The organism is Paenibacillus sp. Z6-24, from assembly GCF_054161335.1.
The window spans coordinates 1,134,740-1,160,534 of sequence record NZ_CP096398.1; the positions used below are offsets into that span (position 1 = coordinate 1,134,740).

General features: G+C 54.1%; 17 protein-coding genes and 1 tRNA gene. 16 read left to right on the plus strand and 2 right to left on the minus strand.

The features are described 5' to 3' along the window. Positions 1-3: 3 nt before the first annotated feature. From M1D61_RS05110 to M1D61_RS05165, 12 genes are all read left to right on the plus strand, one after another. On the plus strand, positions 4-789 hold the full coding sequence (locus M1D61_RS05110) for an STM4013/SEN3800 family hydrolase (RefSeq protein ID WP_458121424.1): 786 nt from the start codon (positions 4-6) through the stop codon (positions 787-789). Between the two features lie 45 nt (positions 790-834). Then, positions 835-2,292, plus strand: a complete 1,458-nt coding sequence (locus M1D61_RS05115; RefSeq protein ID WP_458121425.1) for an STM4012 family radical SAM protein — start codon at positions 835-837, stop codon at positions 2,290-2,292. Positions 2,293-2,306: 14 nt separating this feature from the next. Beyond that, positions 2,307-3,212: an STM4011 family radical SAM protein gene (locus tag M1D61_RS05120; RefSeq protein WP_458121426.1), complete on the plus strand. Its 906-nt coding sequence runs from the start codon at positions 2,307-2,309 to the stop codon at positions 3,210-3,212. Between the two features lie 340 nt (positions 3,213-3,552). Continuing rightward, positions 3,553-4,770 carry a helix-turn-helix domain-containing protein gene (locus M1D61_RS05125; RefSeq protein WP_458121427.1) on the plus strand — a complete coding sequence of 406 codons (1,218 nt, stop codon included), beginning with the start codon at positions 3,553-3,555 and terminating at the stop codon, positions 4,768-4,770. A 48-nt stretch (positions 4,771-4,818) separates the two neighbouring features. Then, positions 4,819-5,856 carry an ABC transporter substrate-binding protein gene (locus M1D61_RS05130; protein WP_458121428.1) on the plus strand — a complete coding sequence of 346 codons (1,038 nt, stop codon included), beginning with the start codon at positions 4,819-4,821 and terminating at the stop codon, positions 5,854-5,856. Between the two features lie 240 nt (positions 5,857-6,096). Further along, positions 6,097-6,951 (plus strand): alpha/beta hydrolase, encoded by an 855-nt coding sequence (locus tag M1D61_RS05135; RefSeq protein ID WP_458121429.1) that lies wholly within the window; start codon positions 6,097-6,099, stop codon positions 6,949-6,951. Positions 6,952-7,106: 155 nt separating this feature from the next. Then, positions 7,107-7,889, plus strand: coding sequence for a 2,3-dihydro-2,3-dihydroxybenzoate dehydrogenase (locus M1D61_RS05140; protein WP_458121430.1), 783 nt, complete (start codon positions 7,107-7,109; stop codon positions 7,887-7,889). A gap of 78 nt (positions 7,890-7,967) precedes the next feature. Further along, a complete protein-coding gene (gene dhbC, locus M1D61_RS05145; RefSeq protein WP_458121431.1) occupies positions 7,968-9,224 on the plus strand; it encodes an isochorismate synthase DhbC in 1,257 nt (418 codons plus the stop codon). Beyond that, positions 9,221-10,864: a (2,3-dihydroxybenzoyl)adenylate synthase gene (locus M1D61_RS05150; RefSeq protein WP_458121432.1), complete on the plus strand. Its 1,644-nt coding sequence runs from the start codon at positions 9,221-9,223 to the stop codon at positions 10,862-10,864. The genes dhbC and M1D61_RS05150 overlap by 4 nt, the downstream gene beginning before the upstream one ends. Positions 10,865-11,065: 201 nt before the next feature. Further along, positions 11,066-12,112, plus strand: a complete 1,047-nt coding sequence (locus M1D61_RS05155) for an isochorismatase family protein (protein WP_458122410.1) — start codon at positions 11,066-11,068, stop codon at positions 12,110-12,112. 25 nt (positions 12,113-12,137) lie between these two features. Then, positions 12,138-19,364 carry an amino acid adenylation domain-containing protein gene (locus M1D61_RS05160; RefSeq protein ID WP_458122411.1) on the plus strand — a complete coding sequence of 2,409 codons (7,227 nt, stop codon included), beginning with the start codon at positions 12,138-12,140 and terminating at the stop codon, positions 19,362-19,364. Further along, on the plus strand, positions 19,361-19,576 hold the full coding sequence (locus tag M1D61_RS05165) for an MbtH family protein (RefSeq protein WP_458121433.1): 216 nt from the start codon (positions 19,361-19,363) through the stop codon (positions 19,574-19,576). Before M1D61_RS05160 ends, M1D61_RS05165 begins: the two co-directional genes overlap by 4 nt. A 271-nt stretch (positions 19,577-19,847) precedes the next feature. Here the strand turns inward: M1D61_RS05165 and M1D61_RS05170 are convergent, their stop codons facing one another. After that, entirely contained in the window at positions 19,848-21,722 is a 1,875-nt protein-coding gene (locus M1D61_RS05170) for a DUF342 domain-containing protein (protein ID WP_458121434.1), read from the minus strand. Between the two features lie 323 nt (positions 21,723-22,045). On the opposite strand from M1D61_RS05170, the gene M1D61_RS05175 reads away from it, so the two are divergent. From M1D61_RS05175 to M1D61_RS05185, 3 genes are all read left to right on the plus strand, one after another. Continuing rightward, positions 22,046-22,119, plus strand: a tRNA-Arg gene (locus M1D61_RS05175). 245 nt (positions 22,120-22,364) lie between these two features. Continuing rightward, positions 22,365-22,781 (plus strand): phosphate-starvation-inducible protein PsiE, encoded by a 417-nt coding sequence (gene psiE / locus M1D61_RS05180; protein ID WP_458121435.1) that lies wholly within the window; start codon positions 22,365-22,367, stop codon positions 22,779-22,781. Positions 22,782-22,853: 72 nt separating this feature from the next. Further along, positions 22,854-23,315 carry a hypothetical protein gene (locus M1D61_RS05185; protein WP_458121436.1) on the plus strand — a complete coding sequence of 154 codons (462 nt, stop codon included), beginning with the start codon at positions 22,854-22,856 and terminating at the stop codon, positions 23,313-23,315. An 85-nt stretch (positions 23,316-23,400) separates the two neighbouring features. On the opposite strand, the gene M1D61_RS05190 is transcribed toward M1D61_RS05185, so the two are convergent. Further along, complete coding sequence (locus M1D61_RS05190; protein WP_458121437.1) at positions 23,401-24,276, minus strand: AraC family transcriptional regulator; 876 nt, start codon at positions 24,274-24,276, stop codon at positions 23,401-23,403. Between the two features lie 162 nt (positions 24,277-24,438). On the opposite strand from M1D61_RS05190, the gene M1D61_RS05195 reads away from it, so the two are divergent. Beyond that, positions 24,439-25,782, plus strand: coding sequence for a Gfo/Idh/MocA family protein (locus M1D61_RS05195; RefSeq protein ID WP_458121438.1), 1,344 nt, complete (start codon positions 24,439-24,441; stop codon positions 25,780-25,782). The last annotated feature ends 13 nt before the right edge of the window (positions 25,783-25,795 follow it).

The following is a 25,795-nucleotide window of genomic DNA, read 5'->3' on the forward strand; positions in this document are numbered from 1 at the left end:
AACATGATCAATATGAACGAAGTGGTAGGCAGTCACGATATCGTGATGATTACCCTGGATACGCTGCGTTACGATGTGGCCAAGCTGGAAGAGGCGAACTGTCCCCATCTGTGCGGAACAGGCTCATGGGAGAAGCGGCATACGCCGGGCAGCTTTACTTATGCGGCGCATCATGCCTTTTTTGGCGGCTTCCTGCCGACACCGGCGAATACGGACAAGTCCTCACATATCCGGCTGTTTCACGGCAAAAACAGCGGCCTGCGCACGAATCCGAACACCTGGCTGTTTGATGCGCCGGATATCGTATCCGGTCTCGCCCAGGAGGGCTACCGGACAATCTGTATCGGCGGGGTAATCTTTTTTACAAAGAAAAACAAATTATCCAAAGTGCTGCCGGGCTATTTCCAGGAAAGCTACTGGCGCATGAACTTTGGCGTAACCAATCCGCGCTCGACGGAAAATCAGGTGAATCACGCGCTCAAGCTGCTGGATGGTGCGGATGAGCAGCAAAAGCTGTTTTTATTTATGAATGTGTCCGCGATCCATGGACCCAATCATTACTTTATCCCGGGCAGCCATTATGATTCGGTGGACAGCCAGCGTGCGGCGCTGCGTTATGTGGATGGTGAACTGGGTCGACTGTTTGCCGCGCTGCGTCAGCGGGAGCGTCCGGTATTCTGCCTCGTCTTCTCCGATCATGGCACCGCCTATGGTGAAGATGGATATGAAGGCCATCGGCTCGCCCATGAGGTTGTCTGGAATGTGCCGTACCGTGAATTTTTCCTGTAACAGGAACGGCAGCGATCTAGAATGTACAAAAAGGAGTGTTACATCATGAATCAGGAGCATACCGAATTACCGCTTCATGCCTTATCCCCTCTGGAATGGACACCTGAACTGCAGAAATGGAACCGCCAGATTACCGAAGCACCTTATCGCTCGTATCTGTATTCCTACCCGCACAAGACGGCATACCGTGAACTGGACCCTCCTTATTCACTCCAACAATTATGGTCAAAAGAAGAGCTGGACAGCTATTTCCTGTATATGCATATTCCGTTTTGTGCGGCGCGATGCGGATTCTGCAATTTGTTCACCCTGCCGGACAAGCGGGCAGATGTACATAAGGAGTATGTGGATGCGCTGGAGCGCCAGGCCCGGCAGTGGGCACCGATCATGTCGGGACGGCCGTTTTCGCGGTTTGCGATCGGCGGAGGGACGCCAACGTTGCTGGCGCCGGAGCAGTTGGAACGGCTATTTGATATTGCCGAGCATGTGATGGGGCTGAATCCGGCGCAGGCGTCCATCTCGGTGGAGACATCGCCGGATACGGTCACTCCGGAGCGGCTCGATATTCTGAAGCGCCGCGGAACGGACCGGGTCAGTATGGGCATTCAGAGCTTTATCGAAGCCGAGAGCGCGGCGATCTACCGTCCGCAAAAGCCGGCACTTGTACGTGAAGCGCTGGATATGCTGACCGAGCATGACTTTCCGCTGCTGAATGTGGATCTGATCTACGGACTGCCGGGGCAGACGGTGGAATCATGGCTGTATTCGGTAGAGCAGGCACTGTCCTATGAACCGGGCGAGATCTTTATTTATCCATTGTATGTACGCGAGAATACAATTCTTAAGCCGGGGCAAACCGGATTGGAGCAGGATATCCGTCTGCAGCTGTACCGGGCGGCGGTAGATCGTCTGGAAGCGGCAGGATATACCCAGTATTCGATGCGCCGATTTGCCCGGGATTTCCATTCAGCCAAAGAGCTGCTGCCCTACAGCTGCCAGGAAGAAGGCATGGCCGGACTCGGCTGCGGCGCACGCTCGTATACGCAAAATGTACATTATGCTTCACGCTATGGGGTGAGCACAGCAGCGACGCGCAGCATTATCGCTGATTATGTGAATGCCGAGTGGTATGATACGGCAGATTACGGATTTGTGCTGAGTGAGCAGGAGCGCAAGCGCCGCTTTGTACTCAAGGCAATCCTGCACCGCGAAGGTCTGGAACTGTTAGCCTATCGCGAGCGCTTTGGCACTTCACCGATGGATGATCTGCCGGAGCTGCGCAATCTAATCTGGACCGGACTCGCTGAAATGAACAACTCTTCGTCTTCGGCCGATATCGATGTAAATGCACAGGCAGATCATGTCAAGCATCCATACGGGGCGAATGCAGTGAATGCTGTGCTGCGTCTGACGCGTGAAGGTCTGGCTTATTCGGACAGCATCGGCGACTGGTTGATCTCGCCGGAAGTCTACGAACTGATGGAAGGATATGTCGGACGATGAAAGGGGCAGTAGAAATGGACAGACATGCAGAGCAGCAGGAGCTATCCTTTTCCCTTTATTATCGGGGCAGCCTGTCTTCGTGCAATTATGCCTGTCCCTATTGTCCGTTCAGCAAGACGGTAGACAGCCGGGAGACGCTGCAGCAGGATCGCCAGCAATTGGAGCGGTTTGTCGGTTGGGTGCGTGAACAGGAGCAGGAGGGACACCGGTTGTCCATCTTTTTCAACCCTTATGGAGAGGGACTGATTCATGGCTGGTACCGGCGGGCGATGATTGAGCTGTCCCATCTGCCGCATATCGACAAGGTGGCGATTCAGACAAATCTGTCGGTCAAGCTGGACTGGACCGCTGAGCTGGACCGCAGCAAGGCGGCGTTCTGGGCAACGTATCATCCCGGGCAGACGAGTGAGGAATTTTTTGTCAGGCAGGGGATGCAGCTGTATGAACAAAGCATTGCCTTCAGTGCGGGTGTCGTCGGGTTGCGTGAAGCATTCCCGGCGATCCGCTCGCTGCGTGCACGTCTGCCGGAAAATGTCTATCTGTGGATCAATGCGTTCAAGGATCGTCCGGCGTATTACCAGCCGGAAGAGATAGCCGAGCTGCAGCGGATCGATCCGTATTTCGAGTACAATCTGCGCGACTATGACAGTCTGGGACAATCCTGCCTGGCCGGGCAAAATGTATTTTATGTGCAGGGTAACGGCATGGTGAAGCGCTGCTATCAGGACAAGCGGGTGCTGGGCAATATTTACCGGCGCAGCCTGCGCGAGATCTCCGGCATCCGTCCCTGCGGCATGAAAATATGCGGCTGTTATATTGGCTACATCCATATGCCGGATCAGCCGTTTGCGGATATTTACGGCCAGCGTACACTGGAACGCATTCCTGCCGGTTATGCATTATCCGGCAGTCGGGGATAACCGCAGATCAACATAGTCCGTAGAATATCTGCCTTTCATACTGCAAATTATGGTCATATCTGTATCGCATCCTGCAGATTACGGTCATATCGTCCGAATCCACATCATTTTTGATCAAAGGCATTTCCTGTATCCAGCAGCTATCGCTTATCCGATGACTGACTGGTGATAGGGAGTGCTTTTTTATTTACATATCTTGATTTACTTAGGAAAAAAAGTATGATAGCTTAGTGATAATGATTATCATTTTCAGATTATCATGAATTCGGTGTCGCTCTACCCTGGTGTGCGACTGTCCTGCATAATTGATCGTCCCCAAGAAGAAAGGAGAGTTCAACACATGACCAAAGCCAAAGTACACAGCAGCCCCTCCCATTCTCTACAGGGAGGTACGGCCAAAAAAACGCTAACAGAGATTCGCTCTTTTATGGAGCTGCATTATAATGAGCCGCTCTCGATTCAACAGCTCGCCGATATGGCGAAGCTCAGTCCAAAGTATTTTGTCGATCTGTTCAAAAAAACATTTCAGCAAAGTGCGATGGAATATCTGACCGATATCCGAATCGCCCATGCCAAGCGCTATCTGACGGAGACCGGGCAAAGGCTTCGGGATATCGCAGTCAAGGTGGGCTACAGCGATGAATTTTATTTCAGCCGCAAATTCAAAAAGGAAGTCGGTGTGTCCCCGTCCGAATATGCCAAACATACACGCAAAGCCGTAGCAGCCTGCTGTGCACCGGTCACCGGCTATCTGCTGGCGCTCGGGATCATCCCGGCTGCCGCACCGCTTGATCCGAAGTGGACAGCCTACTACTATAATGCATATCGCAGCGGCATCCGTACTCCGCTCAAGTTGTGCGATCCATATACATCACTGTCATTTGAAGCCAATGTAGAACGATTGGTACGAACGCGTCCGGATGTGATTATCGGGACCGACCGGCTGGATCAGGCGGACCGGCAGTGTCTGCAGCAGATTGCGCCGTCCCTGTTCGTCGCGGCTGAAAATAGGAACTGGCGGGAGCAGCTGCTGGAGATTGGCAGCTTCCTCGGCCGGGAAGAGCAGGCCCGGCAGTGGATCAGCCGCTATGAGGAACGGGTACACCTGGCCCGCCAGCGTATCGGCTCAAAGGTCGGCAGCGACCGGCTGCTCGTGCTGCGTATTTATGGAGAGCATATGTACATGTACAGCAATCGCGGACTGGATGAGGTGCTGTATGAAAATCTGAATCTGCAGCCTGCCTGCCCGCAAGCCGGCATCCGGCATCTGCCGATCACTTTGCAGGAGCTGGCAGTTATGAACCCGGAGCGGATGCTCGTAACCGTCTGTCCGGAAGCCCATTCACGGGCCAGCTGGCTGGCACTTCAGCATTCCGAAGACTGGAAACGGCTGAATGCAGTACGCAATCTGCAGGTATCGTCGATCTCTTCGGACCCCTGGTGTGAGTATTCGGCACTGGCGATTATGCGGATGCTGGACGAAGCCGAACTGCTGTTTACCGGAAATTGTCCAAACTCGCTGCAGGATACAGTCCATGGTCACGGGCAGGTGAAGTAACTATACTTTGCTAAATGAGAACTATTATCATAGGAGTGGTTATCGATAATGAACGCCTATAATAAAGCAGCACAATCTGCAAAAGAAAAGAAAAATAACAGCCGGAGCATACGCTCGCTGGTGATGCTGGTGCTGGCAGTATGTCTGGTAGGGATGCTGGCAGGATGCGGGTCTCCGGCAGCAGATTCGAATCAGGCTGCCGACGCGGGCAAGGATCAGGCAGCTGCTGCCCAGCCGGTATCGGCAGTCGGCAGTGAGCAGACGGTAACCGACGAGCAGGGACATCAGCTTCAGATTCCGGCTGCCCCGCAGCGCGTATTTGCCCCTTATCTGGAAGATTCGCTGCTCACACTCGGCGTAACGCCTGTCGCCCAGTGGTCGAGCGGACAGGAGGGACAGCCATACCTGGAAGACCAGCTCAAGGACGTGCCCAAGCTGGACTTTTCCTCGGGTCTGCCGTCGCCGGAACTGGTCATGAACTACAAGCCGGATCTGATCATTTTACATACGTCCCATTATGCGGAGAAAGGCGTTTACGAGAGCTATTCCAAAATAGCGCCGGTGTATGTGTTCAACAATGCCTCCGGTGATCCGGAAAAATCCCTGCAGACTATCGCCGGACTGCTTGGCAAACAGCAGCAGGCAGAGCAGGCAATCCAGCAGTATAAAGCCAAACTGACCGATGCCAAATCCAAAATCCAGTCCGTTACCGAGGCAGGGAAAAAGGCAGCTATTATCCGCTTTGCTCCGCGCGGGGTCACGCTAATGAGCCCGGATTACTTTAGCGGCTATGTGGTGTACAAGCAGCTGGGTCTCGGCCAACCGGCGCTCGTACAGCAGAAGAGCACGGCAATGATCGCGACCGAGTCGCTGGCGGATATCGATGCGGATTATATTTTCACGGTGGATGTATCCAGCCGCGGAACGAACAGCATGCAGGAGATGACATCAAGCGAGGTATGGAAATCGATGCCTGCAGTTCGAGCAGGTCATGTCTACGAAGCGGATTCCTCCTACTGGCTCGGCAGCGGATTGATTGCTTTTGGTAAAGTGATCGACGATGTGGTGGCAGCAGTCGGCCAGTAAGAGGGCTGTAAATAAGAGTACTCATATCGTATTCTTACCCCCTGCAGATCATCTACAGGTCTGGTACCCAACCAGGACACTGTACGATCTGCAGGGGTTTTTGGTGTGTGCCGGGCTTTGTTTATCATCTGGATATATGACAAAGAGATTCTGGATTTGGTCCATGGTGATCATGGTCTCGTTCTATATAATTGGTAATGATAATCAATATCAATTAATGCATAAGGAAGAAGGCGCTGTATGAACCTCGAGAACAGGAAGCAGCAGATCGCCGAAGCTGCCGATCACAGGATCGAAGTGCCGCAGGCCAGACAGTGGCGGATGCCCTCAGCAGCCGGTGACTGCAATTATAAAATTATGATCTATACACCTGCAGGTGCTCCACCATCCGGAGGCTATCCGGTCATCTATTTGCTGGATGGCAATTCGGTGTTCGCCACGATGGTCGATGCGCTGCGGATGCAGAGCCGTCGTCCGGACAAGACCGGCGTTATCCCGGCTGTCATCGTGGGAATCGGATATGAGACGAGCGAGCCTTTTGCCGCCCGCCGCTATTACGACTATACCCCGCAGGCAACCAGTGAATACAAACGTCGTCCGGATGGGACGCCTATCCCGGAACAGGGAGGCGCGGATCTGTTCCTGCACTTTCTGGAAAAGGAGCTGAAGCCGGTTATCGAAGCCAAGCTGCCGATCAATCGTAAGCGGCAGGCCGTGTTCGGCCACTCTCTTGGCGGGCTGTTCGTTTTGCATACGCTGTTTACTCGGCCGCAGGCCTTTCAATATTATATCGCTGGCAGTCCATCGATTCACTGGAACCATCAGCTGCTGGATGAAGAGACAGAGCGTTTTATTGCAGACTGCCGGAGCGGTACGGTCACAGCGGAACCTCTACGTCTGCTGATCGGCATGGGCGAGCTGGAACGTACGCATACTGCCCGCAACAACGACCGCTCCGAGCAGCTGATCGAGCGACTGTCGGAACTGAGGGAGACGGGGATGCAGATGGAGTACCGGGAGTACCCCGATGAGAACCATCTGTCCGTAGTCCCTATCCTGATCAGCCGGGCGCTGCGGTTTGCGCTGCATCCGTAAGCGACAGCAGATAACAGGTACATGAGCAGTCGGCAGTAAATGATCAGACTATACAGATACAGATTATCTATATACAGATAAAGAACTCATATCAGGGATATTCACTATGAAACGGCGTTATTCCGTTCATCATCATACAGGTAAGGAGCATAACGATGACATTTACAGGAATAGAAGGTAAAGTCGCTCTGGTCACCGGAGCCGCCCAGGGAATTGGAGAAGCTGTCGTACGCTCACTGCTCCACCATGGAGCCATCGTGGCAGCGACAGATCGTAACGAAGCCGGTGTACAGGCGCTGGCTGCGGAGTGCAAAGATCCCGGTCGCATCCGTGCGTATGCGCTGGATGTGAGTAAAAGTACGGAAGCAGGCCGGATAGTACAGACGGTCGAGCAGAAGATGGGACCGATCGATATTTTGGTCAATGTGGCCGGTGTACTGCGGATGGGGACGGTGGATGCACTGAGTGATGAAGACTGGCATACGATCTTTGCCGTCAATACATCCGGTGTATTCCATATGTGCCGGGCGGTGATCGGATCGATGGCAGCGCGGGAATCCGGCACCATTATTACAGTCAGCTCCAATGCAGCCGGTGTACCGCGTGCCCAGATGTCCGCCTATGCGGCTTCCAAAGCGGCGGCAACCATGTTTACCAAATGCCTTGGGCTGGAATATGCAAGGCAGCATATCCGCTGCAATATAGTGGCTCCCGGATCGACCGATACGGAGATGCAGCGAATGCTGTGGACTAATGGCAATAATGCCGAAGCGGTCATTCAGGGATCACCGGATCATTTCCGTCTCGGCATTCCGCTGGGGAAAATAGCGGTGGCACAGGATGTGGCCAATGCCGTCCTGTTCCTCGCTTCCGATCAGGCCGGTCATATTACGATGCAGGAATTATGTGTGGACGGCGGCGCCACGATGGGCGTGTAACCAGGCAGCCCATACTGGCTCCGTACAACGCAATCAATATAGCACAACCCATACAGCAAGAAGGAGAGGATGAACATCATGGTAACAACCAAGCAGGAGGCGAGAGTTACAGCCCATCAGCTTTTGGAACAATATACGGATACCCATTGTTTTTTCTGGTCTTCCCCGCAGTATACGATGCTGGCGGAAGGAAGTGCTCTGCAGCTGACGGAGGTGGAGCAGGAAGATCTGCCTTCGCTATCCCGTCGTGCTGCCGCACTGCTGCAGCAGGCTCGTCAAGATGGACAGGAACAGCCGGTGCTGGTCGGAGCGATTCCTTTTGACCCGGAGCTGTCTCCAGCCCGCTTGGTGATTCCTCAGCAGGTACAGTGGGCGTCTGCGCGTACAGCCGGAGAATGGTCCGGTCCTGCACAAACGATATTGTCCAGTTACGAGCTGCGAGAAGTACCTTCGGCAGACATTTACAAGCAGGGCGTGGAGGAAGCGCTCGTGCATCTGCGTCAGGGCGATCTGAAAAAAGTCGTTCTGTCCCGATCGCTGGAGCTGACCAGCTCTGCGAAAATTCCGGTAGCGGCGCTGCTGCACAATCTGGCAGTGCCCAATACGCATGGTTATACATTTGCCGTTCATATCCCGTTGTCTCATGAACAGCATTCCGATTCCTCATCGGCAGCCGGGGAAATTCCGATCTGGATCGGGGCCAGTCCGGAGCTGCTGATTCGCAAGCAGGGACTTCGTTTTACCGCCAATCCGCTGGCTGGCTCGGCGGCGCGCAGTGCAGATCCACAGGAAGATCGCAGACGGGCGGAAGCCCTGCTTGTCTCGACCAAGGATTTGCACGAGCACGCGGTCGTGATCGAAGCGGTAGCTGCAGCGCTGCGCCCTTACTGCAGCCAGCTGGAAGTGCCGAAGCAGCCTTCTCTCGTACAGACCGAGACGATGTGGCATCTGTCGACCGAAATCTCCGGACTGCTGGATGATCCATCGGTGACTTCGCTGGAACTGGCGGCAGCATTGCATCCGACTCCGGCGATTTGCGGTACACCGACCGGGATGGCACGTGATCTGATCCGGCAGGTGGAACCATTTGACCGGGGATTGTTCACCGGCATGGTGGGCTGGTGCAATGCAGAGGGAGACGGAGAATGGGCGGTTACGATCCGCTGTGCCGAAGTACGCGGCTCCACGCTGCGTCTCTACGCCGGGGCAGGTGTAGTGGAAGCATCGACGGCGGAAGCCGAACTGGCGGAGACAAGTGCCAAATTGCGTACGATGCTGCGGGCGATGCGCATCGATGAGACGGCTGCACAGCCGGCAGGGAGGGATCAGGCATGAGACTGCCCGGATTTACGCCATGGCCGGAAGAGATGGCCCGTTACTACCGGGAGACCGGATGTTGGAGCGGCGAGACGTTCGGTCAGCTGCTGCGCAGACAGGCGCAGTCGCATGGAGAGCAGATTGTAGTGGTCAGTGGAGAGCAGCGTATCACTTATGCCCAGCTGGATCAGCGGGTGGATCGGCTGGCTTCCGGGCTGCATCGGCTCGGTATTGCTGCCGGTGACCGGGTTATCGTCCAGCTGCCGAATATAACGGCTTTTTTTGAAGTTGTTTTTGCGCTGTTTCGGATCGGCGCGCTGCCGGTCTTTTCCCTGCCGCTGCATCGCAGACAGGAAGTGATTTATTTTGCCAATTACAGCGAAGCGGTCGCTTATATTATTCCCGATATCGAAGCCGGCTATGATTACCGCACACTGGCTGCCGAAGTGAAGGCCGAAGCACCGGGATTGCAGCATGTTATTGTCGCAGGTGAACCGGGAGACTATATGGCGCTGGAAGAATTGTATGCCGATTCGGTGGAGCTGCCGGAAGGGCCGCTGGCGAGTGATGTGGCCTTTTTGCAGCTGTCTGGTGGCAGTACAGGATTGCCCAAGCTGATTCCTCGGACACATGATGATTATATGTACAGCCTTAAGGCCAGCGTCGATGTGTGCGAGCTGGATGAACAGAGCATTTATCTGGCGGTACTGCCGGTTGCACATAATTATCCGCTTAGCTCGCCGGGCGTACTCGGCACGATTTATGCGGGAGGGCGGATTGTACTGTCTCGCAGCGGCAGTCCGGATGAAGCCTTTGCCCTGATTGAACAGGAAAAGGTGACGATTACGGCGCTTGTACCGCCGCTTGCGCTGGTATGGCTGGATGCCGCCTCGTCGCGGCAGGTGAAGCTGGATTCCCTGCAGGTGCTGCAGGTCGGCGGAGCCAAGCTGGGCGCCGAAGCGGCACGCCGGGTGAAGCCCGTACTGGGATGCCAGCTGCAGCAGGTATTCGGGATGGCCGAAGGATTGGTCAATTATACCCGTCTGGATGATCCCGAGGAAATTATTGTGGAGACCCAGGGCAAGCCGATGTCCGTCTATGACGAGATCAAGATTGTCGATGATGAAGATAACGAAGTGCAGCCCGGCATGGCCGGTCATCTGCTGGCACGGGGACCGTATACGATCCAGGGCTATTACAAGGCGGAAGAGCATAATGCCCGCTCTTTTACCAGCGACGGATTTTACCGTACCGGCGATCTGGCGCGTCTGACGCCTGGCGGTTATCTGATCGTCGAAGGCCGTGCCAAAGACCAGATCAACCGCGGCGGAGACAAGGTGGCTGCCGAAGAAGTGGAGAATCATCTGCTCGCCCATCCGGGGATATTTGATGCTGCGCTCGTCTCCATGCCGGATGAATATCTGGGTGAGCGCTCGTGCGCTTTTATTATTGCCCAGTCCGGCATGGCAGGGAATACGGCGGATGCCCTGCTTTCGGCGATGGAAATCAAAGCCTTTTTGCGTGAACGCGGACTGGCTGTCTACAAAATCCCGGATCGAATCGAATTCGTGGACAGCTTTCCCCAGACCGGAGTAGGCAAAGTCAGCAAAAAAGCGCTGCGCGAGCGGATTGCTCGGCAGCAGTCTGTTATAAGATGAGCAGCAAACTGTACACCTTGAAAAAAATCATTTGCTGCATCGTCTGAGGCAGAACTTGATACGTACGAACAAAATCGTATGAACAAACTTATCGTGCGGCGGCATTCGCTACGGTGGCAGTACCCGCTAATTATTCGCTAACACTGAAATACCCGATGCAATTCGTTTTACCAACCTGATGATGAAAGAGAGTGATACATGATGGCTCTTCCCAAAATACAATCCTACCCGATGCCTGTGAAGGCGGAATTTCCTGTTAATAAAGTAAATTGGACGGCTGATCCGCAGCGTGCCGTACTGCTTATTCATGATATGCAGCAGTATTTTGTCCATGCATTTGCCGGTCGTGACCAGTCACCGGTATCCGAGCTGCTGAGTCATATTCAGCAGCTGCGCGAGTACTGTCATGAGCACGGAATTCCGGTCATTTATTCGGCTCAGCCTGGCGGACAGACGCCGGAACAGCGCGGACTGCAGCTGGATTTCTGGGGCAACGGTATCGACGGCGGACCGGACCAGAAGCGGATCGTTCCCGAGCTGGAGCCGGATGAACGCGATATTCTGATGACCAAGTGGCGCTACAGCGCTTTTCAGAAAACGGAGCTGGCGGATATGATGAGTTGCCATGGACGTGATCAGCTGATGATCTGCGGCATCTATGCCCATATCGGCTGTCTGATGACGTCATGTGAAGCTTTTATGCAGGATATTCAGGCATTTCTGATCGGTGATGCAGTGGCGGATTTCTCGCAGGAGCAGCACCGGATGGCTCTTCAATATGCAGCGGAACGCTGTGCGGTTACGATCACGACCGGGCAGCTGCTGGAACAATTGGATACGGCGGGAAGCCGGAATACAGCTGCATCCGCCGACACAGCCGCAGTGGCGGACGGGACGGCAGCGCAATCCGCAGCAGCAGCTTTATCAGCCGAATCCCAACCATCCGATCCATCCGGGCAGCAGTCCGGGTCTGTTCACGAGCAGGAGTATACAGCCCAATTGAACCGCATTCGGGACAAGGTTGCTGCCATGCTCGGTGAACGGCCGGAACGTCTGACGGACGAAGACGATCTGGTGCAGCTATGGGGACTGGATTCCATACGCATCATGACGCTGTCCGAGCAGTGGCGTCGGGAAGGAATGGAAGTCAGCTTTATGGAACTGGCGGAGCAGCCGGTATTGTCGGCATGGGCCAGACTGCTGTGTTCCCGCAACCCGCAGGTGCTGCCCAACGGAGATTACTTTTGACGTGGACTAGAGGAGGCTTGAAATGATGCCCGAATCCGTACTTGTACAACAGCGCTGGCCGTTGTCTGCGGCCCAGTCCGGCATCTGGTTCGCCCAGCAGCTGGACCCGGCCAACCCTATTTTTAATACCGGTGAATATATCGAAATTCAAGGATCGCTTCATCCGCCGCTGTTCGAACAGGCACTGCGTCAGATGATTACCGAAGCGGACACGCTGCGGATGAGATTCAGCGAAGATCGGGAAGGAATCTGGCAAATGCCCGGCCCTATACCCGAACAAATCATGCATTGGATCGATATGCGGGCCAAGAATGACCCACATCAAGCTGCAATGGACTGGATGACAGCGGATATGCAGTGCCCGGTGAACCTGACGGAAGGACCGCTGTTTACTCAGGCGCTGCTTCAGCTGGCACCGGAGCGATTTTACTGGTATCAGCGGATTCATCATCTGGTCATCGACGGTTACGGGTTCTCATTGCTGGCGAGGCGTACTGCTCAGCTGTACACTTCGCTGGCTGCCGGCAATGTTCCGGCAGCTTCTTCCTTTGGGAGTCTGCAACAGGTACTGCAAGAAGACGCTGCCTATCAGCAGTCGGAACAGCGCAGTCTGGACCGGGAGTTCTGGCAGCAGCGCTGGCAGGATCAGCCGGATGTGGTCAGTCTGGGCAGCTGGGCGCAGCGAACCACTTCCTCATTCCTTCGCTCGTCCGCCGTATGGACACCGGACCAAATGGAGCATCTGCAGCAGTATGCAGACCGGATGGACTGCAGCTGGACCGATGTCTTGATGGCGCTGATCGCAGCATATACGAGCCGTATGACCGGCTCGGCAGATATCATACTGGGTATGCCGGTCATGTGCCGATTGGGTACATCGGCTATGCGTGTGCCGGGAATGGTCATGAATCTGCTGCCGCTGCGCTGCGAAGTGAGTGCCGGCATAAGTATGCGGGAACTGGTACGCCAGATCAGCGAAGAGAGCCGCCAGGTACGGCGTCATCAGCATTACCGGCATCAGGATCTGCGCCGGGATCTGCGGCTGCTCGGCGAGAGTAATCGTCTGTTCGGGCCGATGGTCAATATCAAGCCGTTTGACGATAGACTGAACTTTGGCGGTTATCCGGGGATCGTACATAATCTGGGCACAGGACCTGTCGATGATCTGTCCATTCATATTTACCGCCGTGCGGATGAAGGACTGGCTCTGGATCTGGATGCCAATCCACAGGTGTACACCCAGTTGGAACTGGATACTCACCGGCAGCGGATGATGCATCTGCTGACCGGAGCATTACAGTCCGACAGCGATCAGCTTGTGGCAGAGATGGACCTGCTGCTGCCGGAAGAAGCCAAGCTTGTACGTGAACAATGGAATCAGCCTTTCCTTCAGGAGTCCGGTCTACCGGTGGCAGAACAGTTTGAGCAGCAGGCGGCACGTACGCCTGATCGGATCGCGGTCAGCTGTGAAGAGGCAACCATTACTTATGGCGAGCTGAACCGACAGGCCAATCAACTGGCCCGACTGCTGATGGAACATGGAGCAGGGCCTGACCGGATTATCGCGGTTGCTCTGCCAAGAAGCATCACCATGGTCACCGGGATTCTGGCGGTACACAAGACCGGTGCAGCCTATGTACCGCTTGATGCCGACTATCCGGCGGATCGCCTGGAGTACATGCTGGAAGATGCCCGACCGGCCTGTCTGCTGACAACGGCCGAATTAGTGCCGCGTATTCCTGTTGATTCTTCGTTGCCGGTTATTATCGCGGATGAGGATGCTGTGGCCTCCCGGCTGTCGGTATTGTCCTGTGAAAATATACGGCCGCAGGAACGAATGGACAGCTTCTCGCCGCTGCATCCGGCATACATTCTGTATACCTCCGGTTCCACAGGCAGGCCCAAAGGAGTCGCGGTTACCCGCGGCGGACTGGATAATCTGCTGGCCGGAATGCAGGAGCGATTTCGGTTGGAATCTCATGACCGGCTGCTGGCAGTAACGACGATTGCTTTTGACATATCCATTCTGGAAATCTATCTGCCGCTCACCATGGGAGCAATGATGGACATTGCCCGCCGGGAGACAATTCTGAACCCGGAAGCGCTGCTGCAGCGCATTCATGAACAGGGCATTACGATCATGCAGGCGACGCCTACGCTGTGGCAGTCGATTGTATCGGTGAATCCGCCAGAGGACTCTCTGCGGGGACTGCGCATTATTACCGGTGGCGAGGCGCTTTCGCTGCGTCTGAAGCTTGCACTGCAGCAGCTGGGCTGCGAGGTGCACAATCAGTATGGGCCGACAGAGACGACCATTTATTCCACGGCTGCCCGGCTGAATCATTCGGATACCGACAAGCCGCTGATCGGGGGACCGGTTCGGGGAACCCAGCTGTATATTCTGGACGACTCCCTGCAATTGGTACCCCCAGGAGTGGCCGGAGAGCTGTATATTGCCGGCAATGGACTCGCCCGTGGATATCTGGGCAGACCGGATCTGACGGCAGAGCGATTCGTAGCCAATCCGTTTGGTGCGCCGGGCAGCCGGATGTACCGTACTGGCGATCTGGCCAAATGGACCCTCGACGGCGAAGTGGATTACCTGGGCCGTGCCGATCACCAGGTCAAGATTCGCGGGTTCCGCATGGAGCTTGGTGAGATTGAACATGTGATCTCCCGCTATCCGGGCATGGGCCAGGTGACGGTTATTGCCCGTGAAGATCAGCCGGGAATGCAGCAGCTGGTCGCCTATGTCGTCGCCCATACCGAAGCCGCCGCTCCGCTGGATCTGGAGCGGCTGCGTGATTATGCGGCCGAAGAACTGCCGGAGTATATGGTTCCGGCAGCATTTGTCCAGCTGCCGCAGCTGCCTCTGACGCCCAACAAAAAGATTGACCGTCGCGCGCTTCCGGCCCCGGATCTGAAGCTTGCCGCCTCTGTGCGCGAGCCACGAACACCGCAGGAGGAACTGCTGTGCACTTTATTTGCCGAAGTATTGCAGCTGCCCCATGCAGGCGTCGACAGTGACTTTTTCCGGCTGGGTGGGCATTCCCTATTGGCAGGGCATCTGATGATCCGGATACGTGAAGTATTTGGAGTGGAGATGAATATCTCCAGTCTGTTCCAGTCGCCTACTGTCGCAGGATTGGCCCGTCAGCTGGATCGGGCGCATAGTGTCAGACCGGCGATCCGTGCCGAAGTCCGGCCGGAGCGGCTGCCGCTGTCTTTTGCCCAGCAGCGCCTGTGGTTCCAGTACTGTCTGGACGGACCGAATCCGACGTACAATATTCCACTGGTTCTTCATTTGCAGGGAGCACTGGATACCGAAGCGCTGGCTGCCGCTGTGCAGGATGTGATCCAGCGGCATGAGACGCTGCGGACCATTTTCCCGCAGGTGGATGGTTCTTCCTATCAGCAGATTCTGGAGCGGCTGTCCGCAGGTTCATTACTGACTGTCCATGATGTTCAGCCTCAGCAGCTGCCTGGTCTGCTGTCGGAAGCTGTGCGTTACAGTTTCCGTCTGGCCGAGGAGCCTTCGCTGCGTGTGCAGCTGTTCCGTACAGCACCCGAGCAGCATACACTGCTGCTGCTGCTGCATCATATCGCCGGAGATGGCTGGTCGCTTCATCCGCTGGCCCGCGATCTGAGTGCTGCCTATACCGCCCGCTGCCAGCAGCAGGCTCTTGCCTGGAAGCCTCTTGCCGTACAGTATGCCGATTACGCGATCTGGCAGAGTCGTCTATTGGGCAGCGAAAGTGAGCCGGACAGCCTGATGCACAGACAGCTGGAATACTGGACACGTACGCTGCACCGTCTTCCGGAACAGTTGGAGATTCCAATGGATCATGCAAGACCATTGGTGTCCAGCTATGAGGGAGACAGCGTACACTTTTCTCTGACGGCAGAGCTGCACGAGGAGCTGCTTCAGCTGGCTAGGACGCATGGAGCCAGTCTGTTCATGGTGCTGCAGGCCGGTCTGGCAATCATGCTGACCCGCCTTGGAGCTGGCAATGATATTCCAATAGGCAGCCCGATTGCCGGACGCAATGACGATGCCGTCGGCGAACTGGTCGGCATGTTTATCAATACGCTCGTTCTGCGTACGGATACATCGGGCAATCCAAGCTTTGTGGAACTGCTGTCCAGGGTGCGTGAGCGCAATCTGGAAGCGTACGAGCATCAGGATATGCCGTTTGAACGGCTGGTGGAAGTGCTGAATCCGCCTCGTTCCCGGTCGAGACACCCCTTATTCCAAATCATGCTCGTCCTGCAAAATACGCCGGATGTCCGCTTGGAGCTTCCAGGCATACAGGCGCAAATGGAAATCCGTGGTGCCGGCACTTCCAAATTTGATATGACTTTTGAACTGACAGAGCGTTACGGACCGGATGGTCGTCCGCAGGGGCTGGACGTTATTCTGGAATACAGCCGCGATTTGTTCCGCAGGGAGACTGCCGAGCGTATGGCCCGCCGTTTCCAGAAGGTACTTGCTTCGGTAGTGAGCTTACCGGACTATCCGGTAGGGCAGCTGGACATTTTGCTGGACGAAGAGCGTTATGAGCTGACAGCTGCCCCTGTCTCTTTGTCCACGTCTATCGATGAATCCGTGCCCCTGCTGGATCTGATCGGTCGGTTTGAGCAGCAGTGTATACTGCATCCGCACAAGACAGCGGTCAGCTATGGTGAAGACTGCTTGACCTATGCACAGCTGAATGATCGTGCCAATCAGCTGGCCCATCTGCTGATCGGGCATGGAGCCGGACCGGAGCAGTTTGTCGCGCTTGCTCTGCCGCGTTCGGTAGAGCTGGTGATCGGTATTCTGGCCGTGCTCAAATCCGGCGCTGCCTATCTGCCGCTGGACCCGGCTTATCCGGCTGAGCGTCTGGCCTATATGCTGGAAGATGCGGAGCCGGGTATCGTCATCATGAACAGGGATACCTGTGACAAGCTGGATCTCTCTGCAGCCCAGACGGCTATCATACTGGACGATGCAGACACAGCCATCCGGCTCTCTACACAGGATGCACAGAAAAGTCCTGCCGCAGACCATCCGGCAGCAACAAATGCCAACCGGTCTGCCTACATGATCTATACCTCCGGTTCGACCGGACGCCCCAAAGGTGTCGTTATTCCGCATCAAAATGTCATCCGGCTGTTCACTGCTACCGAACACTGGTATGGATTCGGTCCGGAGGATACATGGACGCTGTTCCATTCCTATGCGTTCGACTTTTCTGTCTGGGAGCTATGGGGAGCGCTGCTGTATGGAGGCCGTCTGGTGATTGTGCCTCATGATATCAGCCGTTCACCGGACCGGTTTTTGCAGCTGCTGGCAGCAGAGCGGGTAACGGTGCTGAACCAGACCCCATCGGCTTTTTACCAGTTGATGCAGGCCGATCTGGAAAATAAGGAACTCGGACAACAGCTCACGCTGCGATACGTTGTTTTCGGCGGGGAAGCGCTGGAGCTTGGCCGACTGACAGACTGGTATGAACGTCATGCCGAGGATGCTCCGCGTCTGATCAACATGTACGGGATTACCGAGACGACCGTCCATGTCAGCTACAATGAACTTGGCCGTGAGTCGGCAGTATCGGGCGGCAGCAGTCTGATCGGTGTGCCTATTCCCGATCTGCAGGTATATGTACTGGATGAATATTTACAGCATACGCCATCTGGCGTTGCGGGTGAGATGTATGTAGCCGGAGCTGGCCTTGCGCGCGGATACTGGCGTCGTCCCGAACTCACGGCAGAGCGGTTTGTGGCTGATCCGTTCGGGCCGGCAGGCAGCCGGATGTACCGGACCGGTGATCTGGCACGCCGACTGGCGGATGGTTCACTGGATTATCTGGGACGAGTCGATCACCAGGTGAAGATCCGCGGCTTCCGTATTGAGCTGGGCGAGATTGAATCTGCCCTGTCGCGTCATCCGGAGATTGCGCAGGTCGCTGTGATCGTCAGGGAGGATCAGCCCGGGGATCAGCGTCTGACCGCGTATATCGTTCCATCAGCCGGTTCGGAAGCTTCCTCTTCATCATGGCGGCAGCATGCCTCGGCATTTTTACCGGATTATATGGTTCCGGCAGCATTCGTTGTACTGGATGAACTGCCGCTCACGCCAAATGGCAAGCTGGATCGCAAAGCGCTGCCGGCGCCGGATCGATCTGCCGCTGCAGGCAGTCAGGCACCGCGCAATCCGCAGGAAGAGATGCTCTGTGATTTATTTGCCGAGGTACTTGGACTGGAGCGTGTCGGGATTGAAGACAGCTTCTTCGAACTGGGTGGTCATTCGCTGCTGGCAGTTCGGCTGATGAGCCGGATCAGGGAAGCGATGGGCTATGAACCCGGAATCGGCATTCTGTTCGAAGCTCCAAGTGTTGCCGAACTGGCAGCCCGGCTTGATGGAGATACAGGCAGCAATGCACTGCAGGTACTGCTGCCGCTGCGTCCCAATGGAAGCAAGGCACCGTTATTCTGTATTCACCCGGCTGGCGGTCTGAGCTGGTGTTATGCCGGACTCATGAAGCATCTGGAGACAGAGCGGCCGATTTACGGACTGCAGGCCCGCGGGATCGGTGAGGCAGAAGGCCTGCCTGCCTCCCTGGAAGAGATGACCGCCGATTATGTGGCTCATATTCGTACGGTTCAACCGGAAGGCCCTTATCATTTGCTGGGCTGGTCACTCGGTGGCAATGTCGCTCAGGCGATGGCGGTGCAGCTGCAGCGCGAAGGACAGCAGGTCGCCCTGCTGGCTGTGCTGGATGCATACCCGAGCCATTATCTGCCGATCCGTGAAGAGCAGGAGGAAGAAGAAGCGCTGACTGCACTGCTGGCCCTGGGCGGATATGACCCGGATAGCATCGGTGATGGTCCGCTGGATATGGCGCGGGCAATGGAGATTCTGCGCAGTGATACGAGCGCACTGGCCAGTTTGGATGAAGAGACGATTATGAAGCTGCGTACCACCTACGAGAACTCGGTCCGGCTGCTCAGTCATTATGTACCGGAATCCTTTGACGGCAGAATGCTGTTTTTCCGGTCGACGATTATTCCGGACTGGTTTGACCCGATTGAGCCGGAGATGTGGGAGCCTTATGTGGCATCCGGTCTGGAGCGGCATGATATTGCCTGCCGCCACAAGGACCTGTGTCAGCCCGGACCGCTGGAAATCATCAGCAGCGTGCTGTCCGGACATCTGGAGCAGTCCCATCAACGAATGATAGAGATGAACAGCAGGAGGGATGAACAATGAATAATCCATTTGAGCAGACGGACGGGCAGTATATCGTTCTGATCAATGAAGAGGGCCAGCATTCACTCTGGCCGGCAGCGATGAACATTCCGGCAGGCTGGTCTGTCGCCCTGTCATCATCAGATCGCCAGACGTGCATGACTTACATTGCTGCCCACTGGCAGGATCTGAGACCGCAAAGTATTCGTCAGCAGCAGGCAGCCGTTCGCTAAAAAGAGCAGATTCTGAATTAGACAGCAGTTCGCTCAAACGACCAAGCGATGAGCTTCTGATTCAGGCAGTTTTCGCTTAAGCAACGAGCTTCTCTTTCAGACAGCAGTCTACTCAAGCTGCCGATTTCTGCTGACAGATAACCTATACCAAATAACAGCAAAAAGGCTGATCCCGGTCATTTCCTCTGACCTGGCATCAGCCTTTTTTGGTGTTGTCGTACTTATCTATTTACCTGTTTGCACAATTATACGATCTTCGTCCAACCATTCCCTACACTGTGGTGGTGGAATGAATCGGAGCATGGAGCTGCATATATTCCGCATCGAACAGCTGATCATGCATCATATCGATCACATTCCAGCGATGCTGATCCACGATAATATAGCCGTTATAGAGCCGCTTCACATATACATGCTGCTTGGCCTGAAGCACACAGCGGGCATTGGCATCGCTGCCGACCGTACCGGCAATAATGCGTTCTTCGGCCTCCAGCCGAGAGCCGCGGCATACCGACTGATCTTTCATAAAGGCAATGCTGCCCGCGGAGTAAAGATTGCTCTGCAACACCCCTTCACGGGTAATCAGAATATCACCGTTGGATTTGATTTCACTGGACTGGCAGCGGGACAACTCGATATTGACCTGAATCTCCTGCATGCTGGATACACTGGCATACAGCCGATCCAGATACCCGCGCATGCTCAGGACCGTCTGCTCATCCACCTTTTTCAGAATGCTGGCAGAGCTCATCAGATCGGCGAGCATCAGCTTGAGCTGCTCGGTATCCTTGGTCTGAATATATTGAATGCTGGAAAAAACCTGTAGCAGTTCGCGCCCAAATTCAGGAATATTCCGGAATTTGCGTTCGATCAGCAGCATGACCATCTGACTGTATCGCACTGGTTGATTACGTGTACGCAGTTCGTCGGCGAGCACCTGGGCAGCCATACCGAGCTGGCGCATTTCGTGACTCAGCTGCTTCGACGTGGCATACATCCGGTTGAACATGACGCCAAAATAGCCCGAATAAACCCGTCCACCAATCACCGTACCCTGAATGGAAATACTGCCGGTTGCTGTAATCGTGGAATTGTATACATTGCCGTGAATATATACATTGCCCAGCGATTCGATAATCATGTGGTCGGTCACATTGCCATGGACAATCACGTCTCCGGCAAATACGATATTACCGGTACGCAGATCCACATCGCCGCTTACGACAAAGGCAATGGAAATGTCCACCTGCCGGCGGTTACCGCGACCCGTCATTCGTGGACGACCCGGACGCAGAGCAATAATCTCGCCCGCTGCATTCATTTCGGTAAATTCGCCAGGAGTGATTTCCAGATCCTGTGCAGGCCGTGGAGGCAGTTCATTACCGAACACATCATAACCGGGCATTCCGGTGACCGGGGCGTGTTTGGTGGCAATGACTTCGCCTTCATGTACCGAAGGAATACGGCGATAGCTGCGATGATCAATGATGCCGCCGGCTTCGTGGAAGACAGATTCGATCTGCTCCGGGAAAAATAGTTCCAACCGGGCATCGGTTCCCGGTATGGATTCCTGTCCGCGTGCGACAACGATCGGTTTGCCAGAAGGAAATTCCAATTCCTGCAAAATGGCTGCTTTATCGATATTTTTGATGATATGGCGGCTCTCCAGTGCATCCATAATATGGGTGAACTCCAGCGTCTCGGTCACGCGTTCATGATTGGGTACAGCCTGGGCCGTAACTTGGGCAGCTGCCGGAGTATCCACGAGATTCCATTCATACCGGACCCGGTCATGCAGGATCAGGTAGGCTTCCATTTTATTCGGAGCGACTTTGATCTCGAACAGCGGATCATGCTGCAGTTCCCAAGTGACGATATCTTCCTCACCGATCGGAGCGGTGCCGGCGATAATATTTTTGTTTACGATAAGTGTGACCGGAGCGATCCCGCGGATCGAAGCAGGACGTCCACCCTGACGCGGGGGGAATACATGAATCCGATTATCTTTGATCTTGACCCATCCGTGCTTGCCGCTGTCTGGAATATCTTCGTCCCATGTAATGGAAGCAATGGAGTCGGTAGGTTCATTTGATGAATTCTGCATGGGATGCCCTGATTCCTGACCGGATAGGGAGTTAGACATCATGGATACCTCCATTTCAGTTCAATTGCATATCAGCCGATATGATAACGATTGCAATATATGGGGAAATCATAACGTTTACGTAGTAGTTAAATAGTTCTAGTTATATTATAATACACATTTTCCCAATTAAAACTTATTTTCGGATAATAAGGACTAAGATTTTCAGCAAAATTTTAAATATATGTTTCCACTATTGAATATCAACCTGTTTAGCCAGTATATACCAGATAGAAAGGGCTGGCGAATGACGATTAAAAAATATATTTGAAAAAATTATAAATTACGGTATAATATCATTTGTCGCTTAATTCTACATACCATTTGTCCTAGTAGCTCAGCTGGATAGAGCAACGGCCTTCTAAGCCGTCGGTCGGGGGTTCGAATCCCTCCTGGGACGTAAAAAAGCTCTCTTCATTCATTGGAATGAAGAGAGCTTTTTTCGTGTATTTGTATACAGGAGTTGGCTTTTTCTATTTAAGGAAATACAGACCAACAATCAAATATTGAAATTCGCATATCATCCATTTATTGCAGCTGATCAGGGCAAATTGTATACTCAATTCATCTCTTACCGATTGGCAGCGTTCCTGGATGTAAACAGTCTATACCATAAAATAACATCACAGACAGGAGGATCCAGATATGAAGAATTGGATGCGGCATGTACAGCAAGTTCCGACTATTCTGCAGGCTGTACTGAATATTACACTCGGATTGATCGCTTTTACATTATGCTTTTTCCTGTTAAAAGAAACCTGGTACATTTTCAGCTTTATCTTTATAAGCGGCAATTCAGGGATGAACGCGTATGAGTTTATGGACAAGCTGCTTGTGTTCTTTTTGTACTTTGAGTTTATCGCGCTGATCGTCAAATATTTCAAAAGCGGATTTCATTTCCCGCTGCGTTACTTCATCTATATTGGCATCACTGCTATTATCCGTCTCATCATTGTCGATTATGAGGATGCGATGAACACACTGCTGTGGTCGCTGGCGATTCTGGCACTGCTTGGTGCGCTGCTGCTCGCCAATACCCGTCCAATTCGCCGTGACAACTGACAGAGGCATATGCCGTCAGAAATATGATACGATAGTGGTACAATTAATAATGAAGCAATGGAGGACAAACAGATGACAGAACAGGTAAGAATCTCTCAGCGCAGTGCCATTCTTATTGAGCGTCTGCGTTCGGATGGAATAGCCGAAGAAGTGCTGATCCAGTCACTGGATCAGCAGGAAGATGCCACACTGCGGGCAGCCAGCAGCAGTGATATTGATTTTGCCGAGTGGATGGATTATGCCGCCGAGCATGGTGAACATCTGGTGCAGGCAGTACGTAACGGATACCGTATGACCTTTACTACCGTACCGGGCATGAAAAATTGGCTCAAGTACGCGCTGGATATGAAGGCGGGACGTGATTATACCGAGGGGGAAGAAGGACGGCTGGACGGTCTGCAACTCACATTGGAGCAGGCGCAGCAGCTCAAGGACACCATTGCAGTTAACTGGGTGCTGCTGGAGCATGAAGACGGCACCGCCTCACTGCTGCTGCGTGCACTTCTGACATCATCGGCCCCTCCGCAGCTCTAGGCTAACGATGCCAATCAACCAGCGTTTGGTATCGTAAACGTGACTTAACGGCGCTTAGCATCACAATCGCCGGGTTTAGCCATCTTTACTGATGTGCCGACAGGCGGCTCTCTTTACGTGCAGCTGCACGGTATTCCCGGGGACTGACCTGGCACATCTGCTTGAAGATTTTTCCAAAGTGGGAGAAGTTGCCAAACCCTGACGTTTCCGCAATATCGATAATTTTGAGATCCGATTCTCTCAGCAGCTGCTGGGCCGTCTGGATGCGTACCGTATTCATATATTCGGTCAGATGAAATCCGGTCGTCCGTTTGAATATCCGGCTCAGATGCGAGGGACTCAGATGAAATTGATTCGCAATACCCTGTAGGGACAGCGGTTGCTGATGATTCTGCTTGATGTACTGGGCAATATCCGACATCTGCTGCTGCACGGCGGTGCGGCTGGTTATGGGTTCAGCTGCAATTGTGAATGGGCTGCGGGCGCAGTGAATGAGCAGTTCCATCACCAGATGATGGATCAGCAGCTCGTATCCTTCCGCCTGCATGGTCAGTTCGCGTACGAGCTGCTGAATGACCGGCTGGATCAGCGCCTGATCACGAACAGCGGCATGGAAGACTGGATAATCACGCTGAAAAGGCTGCAGCAGCCACTGTTCATGTTCCCCAAAATGCTGCTCTACAAACCGGTCATTAAAATACACCACAATCCGTTTGTGCTCCGGCAGCTCTCCGGGGAGGGTCCGATGCAGCTCATTTTTCCCTATAAATACAATATCTCCAGTACGCACCTCATAGATCTGATCACGGATAAAATAAGTCCGTTCCCCCGACAGCAAAATATACATTTCATAATGAGGATGTACATGCTCGGTCGCCATGGCAAAATAATCGCTGCGTACCGTATATTCAGCGACCAACGCGTGCGGACTGGTCAGATTGCTTTGCATATCCGAAAACATCGTGTATTTCTCCTTTCTATTGTAAGCGCTAACCATATAAAGTATAGCATAACAAAATAAGCGGTATTACCAAAAGAAAGCATCATTTGCGGCGAACAGTACCGCTTTCTTTGCTAATCTGGTCTCAGACAGCCTTATCCGATTCTGAGGAGGAATACACCGATGAAGCCAAAGAAATACGCACTTGTAGGAACAGGTGGACGTGCGGAATTTTTTTATGGGGCGATTGCCCGTGATTTTCGTGACACGGCCGAACTGGTTGCTTTTTGTGATATTAATCAGACGCGGGCCCGCTATGCCAATACGCTGCTGGAGCAAAAATATGATTATCCCCCGGTCGATTTGTATACTGCCGACCGCTTTGACGAGATGATCAGGGAAAAGCAGCCCAATATCGTCATCGTGACCAGTGTGGATCGTACCCATCACCGTTATATCATCCGGGCGATGGAACTGGGCTGTGATGTTATTACCGAGAAGCCGATGACCGTTGACGAGCATAAATGCCAGGAGATTATGGATGCTGTTGCACGTACCGGACGTAATGTGCGAGTGACTTTCAACTATCGGTATGCGCCTCATCATACCCGGGCGCGCGAACTGATCCGTGACGGAGCGATCGGCGAAGTCACTTCCGTGCACTTTGAATGGCTGCTCAATACCCAGCATGGCGCGGATTATTTCCGCCGATGGCACCGGGACAAGCGTAACAGCGGCGGACTGCTCGTACACAAGTCGACCCACCATTTTGATCTGGTCAACTTCTGGATCGGCTCCCAGCCGGAGACGGTATTTGCTTTTGGCGATTTGCTGTTTTATGGCCGGGAAAATGCAGAGCAGCGCGGCATTACTTCCTTTTATAATCGGGCAACCGGCAATCCGGCAGCAGAGGGCGATCCGTTCGCGCTTACGTTGGACGACAATCCCAATCTCAAAGCAATGTATCTGGATGCCGAGCATGAAGACGGCTACCAGCGCGACCAGAGTGTGTTTGGCGACGGCATCAGCATTGAAGATACGATGAGCGTCATTGTCCGCTACAAGAACAGAGCGATGCTCACTTATTCCCTGAATGCGTATATGCCATGGGAAGGCTACCGGATTGCCTTCAACGGCACCCGCGGACGGATCGAAATGCAGGTGATCGAGAAATCCTACGTCAATGCCGGCGGAGACAAAGCCGACGAAGGGGCACTGGAGGGCAAACAGATCACTGTATTCCCCATGTTCGCCGAGCCTTACGAGGTGGAGGTAGAGGAGAAAGCAGGCGGTCATGGCGGCGGCGACCCGGAGCTGCTGAACGATCTGTTCGGCGAGCCTGCCGAAGATCCGTTCCACCGGGCTGCCAACCATATCGACGGAGCACGTTCCATTCTGACAGGCATCGCTGCCAATCAGTCGATCCGCACCGGACTTCCTGTTCAGGTAGACAGCCTTATCCATATTCCGTCAGAGATACTCTCCGCGGCAAAGGCGCGGTTAGCGGCAGACCAGATAACCCGTTAGAGAAAAGCCTATT

What these genes read in the sequence shown, in the direction of transcription:
- M1D61_RS05110 (WP_458121424.1), top strand. Translation starts at nt 4, where the DNA reads ATGATCAATATGAACGAAGTGGTAGGCAGTCACGATATCGTGATGATT.
- M1D61_RS05115 (WP_458121425.1), top strand. Translation starts at nt 835, where the DNA reads ATGAATCAGGAGCATACCGAATTACCGCTTCATGCCTTATCCCCTCTG.
- M1D61_RS05120 (WP_458121426.1), top strand. Translation starts at nt 2,307, where the DNA reads ATGGACAGACATGCAGAGCAGCAGGAGCTATCCTTTTCCCTTTATTAT.
- M1D61_RS05125 (WP_458121427.1), top strand. Translation starts at nt 3,553, where the DNA reads ATGACCAAAGCCAAAGTACACAGCAGCCCCTCCCATTCTCTACAGGGA.
- M1D61_RS05130 (WP_458121428.1), top strand. Translation starts at nt 4,819, where the DNA reads ATGAACGCCTATAATAAAGCAGCACAATCTGCAAAAGAAAAGAAAAAT.
- M1D61_RS05135 (WP_458121429.1), top strand. Translation starts at nt 6,097, where the DNA reads ATGAACCTCGAGAACAGGAAGCAGCAGATCGCCGAAGCTGCCGATCAC.
- M1D61_RS05140 (WP_458121430.1), top strand. Translation starts at nt 7,107, where the DNA reads ATGACATTTACAGGAATAGAAGGTAAAGTCGCTCTGGTCACCGGAGCC.
- dhbC (WP_458121431.1), top strand. Translation starts at nt 7,968, where the DNA reads ATGGTAACAACCAAGCAGGAGGCGAGAGTTACAGCCCATCAGCTTTTG.
- M1D61_RS05150 (WP_458121432.1), top strand. Translation starts at nt 9,221, where the DNA reads ATGAGACTGCCCGGATTTACGCCATGGCCGGAAGAGATGGCCCGTTAC.
- M1D61_RS05155 (WP_458122410.1), top strand. Translation starts at nt 11,066, where the DNA reads ATGGCTCTTCCCAAAATACAATCCTACCCGATGCCTGTGAAGGCGGAA.
- M1D61_RS05160 (WP_458122411.1), top strand. Translation starts at nt 12,138, where the DNA reads ATGCCCGAATCCGTACTTGTACAACAGCGCTGGCCGTTGTCTGCGGCC.
- M1D61_RS05165 (WP_458121433.1), top strand. Translation starts at nt 19,361, where the DNA reads ATGAATAATCCATTTGAGCAGACGGACGGGCAGTATATCGTTCTGATC.
- M1D61_RS05170 (WP_458121434.1), bottom strand. Translation starts at nt 21,722, where the DNA reads ATGATGTCTAACTCCCTATCCGGTCAGGAATCAGGGCATCCCATGCAG.
- psiE (WP_458121435.1), top strand. Translation starts at nt 22,365, where the DNA reads ATGAAGAATTGGATGCGGCATGTACAGCAAGTTCCGACTATTCTGCAG.
- M1D61_RS05185 (WP_458121436.1), top strand. Translation starts at nt 22,854, where the DNA reads ATGACAGAACAGGTAAGAATCTCTCAGCGCAGTGCCATTCTTATTGAG.
- M1D61_RS05190 (WP_458121437.1), bottom strand. Translation starts at nt 24,276, where the DNA reads ATGTTTTCGGATATGCAAAGCAATCTGACCAGTCCGCACGCGTTGGTC.
- M1D61_RS05195 (WP_458121438.1), top strand. Translation starts at nt 24,439, where the DNA reads ATGAAGCCAAAGAAATACGCACTTGTAGGAACAGGTGGACGTGCGGAA.